Below are 278 nucleotides of genomic sequence, written 5' to 3' on the forward strand. Positions count from 1 at the left end.
GGTAGAGCACTGTTTGGACTAGGGGCCCGTCACGGGTTACTGAATTCAGATAAACTCCGAATGCCATAGATTTATATCCGGGAGTCAGACGGTGAGTGATAAGATCCATCGTCGAAAGGGGAACAGCCCAGACCACCAATTAAGGTCCCTAAGTGTATCCTAAGTGGAAAAGGCGGTGGAGTTGCATAGACAGCTAGGATGTTGGCTCAGAAGCAGCCACCATTTAAAGAGTGCGTAATAGCTCACTAGCCGAGTGATTCTGCGCCGAAAATGTACCG

Annotated in this window: 1 rRNA gene; it reads left to right on the forward strand. The window is 49.3% G+C overall.

What is annotated here, in order from left to right:
- A 23S ribosomal RNA gene (locus CES82_RS12175) occupies window positions 1-278 on the forward strand; the annotation flags it as partial.

This window comes from Secundilactobacillus silagincola (genome assembly GCF_002583405.1).
Taxonomy (GTDB): domain Bacteria; phylum Bacillota; class Bacilli; order Lactobacillales; family Lactobacillaceae; genus Secundilactobacillus; species Secundilactobacillus silagincola.